At 75.4% G+C, this 5,900-nt stretch carries 4 protein-coding genes; 1 reads left to right on the top strand and 3 read right to left on the bottom strand.

Features of this window, described 5'->3' with window-relative positions; all coding sequences use genetic code 11:
• The 3 genes from CCN39_RS50460 to CCN39_RS44530 all read right to left on the bottom strand — a co-directional run.
• On the bottom strand, positions 1-2,607 hold a 2,607-nt coding region (locus CCN39_RS50460; protein ID WP_279629626.1), incomplete at its 3' end, for an SAV_2336 N-terminal domain-related protein.
• 16 nt (positions 2,608-2,623) lie between these two features.
• On the bottom strand, positions 2,624-3,676 hold the full coding sequence (locus CCN39_RS44535) for an AAA family ATPase (RefSeq protein ID WP_086852841.1): 1,053 nt from the start codon (positions 3,674-3,676) through the stop codon (positions 2,624-2,626).
• Positions 3,673-5,367, bottom strand: a complete 1,695-nt coding sequence (locus CCN39_RS44530) for a VMAP-C domain-containing protein (protein ID WP_086852839.1) — start codon at positions 5,365-5,367, stop codon at positions 3,673-3,675. Before CCN39_RS44530 ends, CCN39_RS44535 begins: the two co-directional genes overlap by 4 nt.
• A 113-nt stretch (positions 5,368-5,480) precedes the next feature.
• On the opposite strand from CCN39_RS44530, the gene CCN39_RS44525 reads away from it, so the two are divergent.
• Positions 5,481-5,786 carry a hypothetical protein gene (locus CCN39_RS44525; RefSeq protein WP_143264395.1) on the top strand — a complete coding sequence of 102 codons (306 nt, stop codon included), beginning with the start codon at positions 5,481-5,483 and terminating at the stop codon, positions 5,784-5,786.
• The last annotated feature ends 114 nt before the right edge of the window (positions 5,787-5,900 follow it).

Genomic DNA, 5,900 nt, shown 5'->3' with positions numbered 1-5,900 from the left:
GACCCGCGGGTCGGGGCAGTCCACCATGCCCGAATGCTTCAGGTGCGAAACCACTTCCCCCGGTGACAGGGTCGCAGTGTCCTCGGCCAGGACCCGGTGGACGGCGTGCCGCGCCGAGGCGAGCGCCGTCTCCCCCGAGCGGGCCAGCACCTCCGCCCGGACCGGCTCCGGGACGACCAGGACGTCCCGGTCCGCCACCAGCAACCCGCCGTCGAGCAGGGCTTGGCGCGCCTCGCCGGGCTCCGGGACGACCGGGTCCGGTCCGAGTTCGGGCACCCGGTCGAGAAAGTTCGCGGACGCCCCGCGGGGACCGAGCACGGCGCAGATGTCGAGGAGCGGCCGGCGGCCGGCCACGTCCTCGAGCGCGCGGTGGAACAGTCCGTCGTCCGTCACCTCCCGCGTGAACCAGCTCGCGGCGAACCGGCGCCGCGGCACCCGGTGCGCGAGGTGGGCGACGGTGGCGGCGAGGCCGCCGTGCAGCCCGGCGAGCGACTCGCACTCGGCGTCGCCGAGCGAGGGAGCGCGCCGGAGCAGCAGTTCGCGGCTCTGCGCGGCGGACAGCCGGCCGACGGGCACCGGGGTTCCGTGGTCCCGCCAGGCCGGCTCCCGCGAGGTCACCACGACGTGCGCCGGTCCCGCCGGGAGGTAGGGCAGCACGGCGCCGGGATCGGCCGCGCCGTCCAGGACGAGCAGCCACCGCACCGCACGGGCGCCGGCGAACGCGTCCAGCACGGTGGCCGCGACGGCGTCGGCGGCCGCTCCGGGGTGCCCCAGCCCGAGCTCGGTGGCGATGCGGCCGTAGCCGGTGACGATGTCGGCCGCCTCGCCCGCGCGGACCCACCACGCCGAGTCGTAGTCGTCGGCGTGCCGCGCGAGGTATTCGCGGACCAGCTCGGTCTTGCCGCTGCCGCCCTCCCCGAGCACCACCACGGGACGGCCGTCCCCGCCGTCGAGCGCCGACCGCACGGCCGCCAGTTCGGGCCGGTCGGCGAACTCGGGGGAACCGGCCTGCGAGCCCTCCGGCAGCACGGCCATCGCCTCGGACATCCTCGGCGAGGCCTCGTTCGCCGAGATCGCCCGGTCGGCCGGGGAGCCCCGGCCGGCCACCAGGCGGCGCGCCCGGGAGAGGTAGGGACCCGACAGCGCCCGCATCACGGCGTGCTCGAGTCCGATGCCGGCCGGGTCGCTCGGCAACGACGGCGCGAACGGGTCGGCGAGCGCGGCCCGCAGGCGAACGAGCGCCGGCCTCGCGGCACCGAAGGCGGTGGCCGCTTCCCGGATGACGTCCACGGTTTCGGCGCGCCGCAACGCACCGAGCAGTTCCGCCCGTACCCCGGGCAGGAAGTCGAAGTCCTCGCCGGCCTCGGCGGCCACGTCGGTCAGCAGCCCGCCGTGGAGGACCTCGGCCAGGTGGAAAAGCGCCGACCCCGGCACCATTTTCCGCTGGACGAACCGCATCACCGCCAGGTCGATCGGCACGGCGGACAGCAGCGCGGCGAGGCGGAACGCGGCCGGCGACGCCGTCAGGTGGAACGCGCGCACCCGTTCGTGCGCGGACAGCTCGGCGGGCAGGTCTTCCGGCACGTCGGCGGACCGGCCGAGGACGGCGACCGGCAGGGTGACCTCGGCCGGGCCGGTCACCGTGAGCAGGCCGGCCCAGCGCGCCAGCCACCGGCCGGACAGCTCGAGCACCGGAACCGGGAGTCCCTCGCGGCGGGGCGCCCCAGGCTCGGCGAAGACGTCGAAGCGCAGCCGCCGGTTGGGCGTGCCGGGTCCGCCCGCCGACAGGTTCGCCAGCTCCGTGGTCAGGTTTCCCAGGCGCCACAGGTGATGCGGGAGGTGGTGGACCACGGCGAGCGGGTTGTCCTCCCCGAGCGCGGTCAGCCAGGAGGCGACGGTGTCCGGCCGCCAAGCCCGGCCCACGCCGTCGGTCAGCACGAGGACGATCCGCCGGCCACGGGGATCGGCGAGCTCCCGCAGCGGGCGCCGGTCCGGGCGGCCGGCGACGCGGTAGGTCTCGGGGACGGCCTGGTCGGTGTCGAGCTGGACGGTCCGGACGTCGCGGAACGCACCCTGGCGTTCCAGCAGGCGGACGAAGGCGTCCGCGGTCGCCCGCCACAGCCGGGTGGAGCGGCCGGTGTCGCGCACGACGACGACGTCGAACCGCCGCGTGGCCGCGGGCCGGGTCACCGGCAGCCACAGCCCGGTTTCCGCGGCGTTCGTCGCCACGCGGACCTCGTCGAGCTCGTGGTCCCGGCGGGACGGGACGCGCCGGGCGAGGGGCCGCAGCGCCCGTTCGATCGCCCGCGGGTTCGTCAGCTGCGATCCGAAGTCCTGGTCACCGCCGGCCGGGCGCCGCGCGGACACGACCGGCTCGGGCGGCGGCTCCGCCTCGGCCGGAGCCGGCATCGGCTCGGGCTCGCCCGGTTCGCTCGGCGGCGGCGCCGGCCGCTCCGGTGCGCGCGCCCGGTCCGGGGGCGGGTCGTCCGGCGGCCCCGGCCGTTCCGCCTGCCGCAGCAGCTGGGCGAGCCAGAGCCCGTCCGCCACGTCACGCCAGGACAGCTCGTCCGCCGGTACCCGGCTCGGCGCGTCGTCCGGCTCGCTCATCGCGTGCACTCCCCGGTCAGTCGACGGGTGCCGACAGCTGCCGCCACAGCGCGTCGACGAGCCGCGGCCACGACTCGTGGTGCGCGTCGTGGTTCCCGGACGTCACCAGGTAAAGGGCGTTCAGCAGCTGGTCGACCGGCAACCCGGGCTCCGCCGTGGCGGACCGCTCGGCGAACGCCTCGATCAGCTCGGCGGCCGCGCGCCCGGTCCCCCGCGGCAGGTGCGCGGCGACGATGCCCGCCAGCTGCTCCACGTCCGGCTGCGGCAGGTCCAGCCGGATGCAGCGCCGCAGGAACGCGGGCGGGAACTGGCGTTCGCCGTTGCTCGTGATCACGATGATCGGGAACGCCCGGCAGCGCACGACGCCGTCGCGGACCACCGCCGACTCACCCAGGTCGTGGGTGAACACCCGGACTTCCGGCGTCACGCTGGCCAGCCGGGCCAGCTCGGGGATGAAGTACTCGCCGTCTTCCAGCACGGCCAGCAGATCGTTGGGCAGGTCGATGTCGCTCTTGTCGAGTTCGTCGATCAACAGGACCCGCGGTTGCTCGTAGGCCAGCAGCGCCGTGCCGAGCGGCCCGAGCCGCAGGAAGGCGCCGACGTCGGCGGCCACGGCCGGATCCTGGCCCGCCACCCGCGCGCTGGCCGCCTGGACCCGCCCGATCGCGTCGTACTCGTACAGGCCGTTCCCGAGCGTGCTCCGGGTGGAAACCGGCCAGTACAGGACCGGGCCGAGCCTCAGCTCCTGCGCGATCCGGTAGGCGAGCGACGACTTCCCCGTGCCCGGCGCGCCCGTGACCAGCAGCGGGCGGCGGAGGCAGATGGCCGCGTTGACCAGCTCGACCTGCTGCGGATCGGGACGCATCGGTACCGCGCCCGGGCGGCCGAGGCGCCGGGTGAAGTCGGCCTCTTTCGCCGGCGGGACCGGCAACACCGGCTCCCCCGCGAAGGCCCGCCACGGCGGGGGCGGCGGGAGCAGGTCGGCGATGTCCTCCGCGCGCTGCTCCCCCGTTCCGCGGTAGATCCACCACGGGGGCACTGGGGAAGCGGCTTCCTGGCCAGGATTCATGACCGACCTTCCTTCGCGTGTTGGCGCGCACCGACCGGACCGGACGGCTCGACGAGCCGGCCCGGGTCATCCCACAACAAAGTCACATGACTGCCGACGTGTGTTTCCGGATCGCCGGCACCGAACGCCTCGCCCCGGAGCAGCCGCATGCTCTCCGGCAGGTCGGCACCGGCGTGGAGCAGGAGCGGGGCGACCTCCCGGAAATCGGCGGAGAACCGGCGGTCGCGCAGCCACAGCATGGCCGGGACACCGGCCCGCAGTCCCACCACCACCTCGTCCCCGGCGATGCTCTCCGGTGTCGCCGGCGGCTGGGGCAGCACCAGCATCACCTGGTCGCTCGTGGCCAGCGCCGCGTCGAGCCGCCGCACGTCGGCCTGCTCGCGGGCATCGGCCCAGACGACCCGGTCCGCCGCCAGGGAGCCGAGCCGGGTCAGGCTTTCCCACCGGCGCCGCCAGGAGCGGTGCCAGTGCGGGGTGTGCGCGCGGTCCAGGCTGCGCACGACGATCTGGTGCCGCAGGCCCAGTGGCTGCGGCGGCTCGCCGGGAAGTTCGCCCGGCCACTGGTCGATCGGCAGGCCGAGCAGCGCCCGCGGCAGCAGGAACTCCACCCGGATGAACGCCGCGTCGGCGGCCCAGCCCGCTTCCGCCTGCCGGACCAGCGCGGCGATGTGCTCCCGCACCTCCGCCGGCCCGCCGTCGAACTCCTCGCCCGCCCGCAGCGCACCGGAGCCGAGCTGGGTCCAGTACCGCGCCTGGAGCCGGTCGGGTGCCACGACGTCCTGCTCCAGCCGGATGACCAGGTAGGCGCCCGCGCCGGCCGCGGCGCCGACCGGCTCGGTCAGCGCGGGCACGGGCACCCGGAGCCGGGCCGCGGCGTCGCGGTTCCACTGCCGCAGCTCGCCCGCGAGGCCGGGCTCGGCCTGAGCGGCCAGGCGTTCGACGAACACGAGCGCGGGCGGGATCCCGCTGGGTGGCGCGTTCAACCGTTCCAGTTCTTCGAAGTACGCCCGAGGCCCGGCCGGCGGCTCCTCCGGCTCGGGTGCGTACGGCCCGGCCGCGGCGCGGTAGTCCTCTTCCAGCCGCACCCACCGCCCGGCGGCGAAGAGCCGGAACAGGTGCGCCCGCGCGTCCGGCGGCAGCCAGGCGAGCGGGCGCAGTTCCGCCGCGGCCGTCCGGATGCTCTCCACCCCGCTCGGATCCGGTTCGAGCTCCTCGAGCACGTCCAGCAGGGCCTGGATCCCGTAGGGGTGCCGCTCGCAGGCGACCACCAGCGCGTAGAGGTGCAACCGGAGCGAGGGCTGCTCGGGCACGTCGAACTCGGCGCCGAGCTGCCGCCGGAGCAGATCGATCGCCAGCGCCCGGGCCGACGGCGTGCGCAGCACCTCGGTGCGCGCCAGGGCGTCGACCAGCGGACCGAGTGAGCCGGCCGCCGCGGGCGGGCGCTGGTCCTCGTCACCGGGGGCCAGCAGTTCGGCCGGCGTGACCTCCAGCGCTTTCGCGAGCGCGGCGATCTCGTCGGCCGTCACCGACTTGCGGACACCGGATTCGATCTTCGCGATGGTGCCGCGGGTGAGCGCCGGCTGACCGGCATCGGCACAGGCCCTCGCCAAGCGGTCGGCCGACCACCCGCGCTCCCGCCGCAGGCGGCGGACGTGGGCGGCGACCAGCCGCGCGATCGGCTCAGGCCCCATCGAGCCTCCAGAGTCACTGTTCGGAGCAACTCTATCACTTTTCTTCCGAATCGGAGCATAATGGCGGAGCAACGCAGGTCCGGTGAGACTTCGACAGACGCAGGGGGTAGGCGATGCCTACCAGGCCACCACCGCCCGACAGCATCCTCGCCCTCATCGCGGCCGTCATTCGCGACCGCAAACAGACGATGAACGTGGCGTTCCTGGTGGTCTGCATCGCGTTCGCGGCGGCCGTCGTGCTGGTCCCGCCGCTGGTGATCATGCTGCAGTTCGGCCCCACCGGCGCGGCCGCCGTCGGCGGCGTCAGCGCACTGGCCACCGCCGGTGCCGCGGCCCGCGCGGCCCGGCAGCGGTCGATCCGGCAGCGGTCGATCCGGCAGCGGGCCGAACCGCCGCGGCCGGACAACGACGGTTCCTGACCGGCGTCCGGACGCGCACCGTCCCGTTCGGACGATCAGTGGATTTCCGTGGCGTAGCCCCCGTCGATGGCGAATGTCGCGCCCGTGATGTTGCCCGCCACCCGGTCACCGGCC

The organism is Amycolatopsis kentuckyensis (assembly GCF_002155975.1).
Taxonomy (GTDB): domain Bacteria; phylum Actinomycetota; class Actinomycetes; order Mycobacteriales; family Pseudonocardiaceae; genus Amycolatopsis; species Amycolatopsis kentuckyensis.
This window is presented reverse-complemented; position numbering and strand designations above follow the sequence as displayed.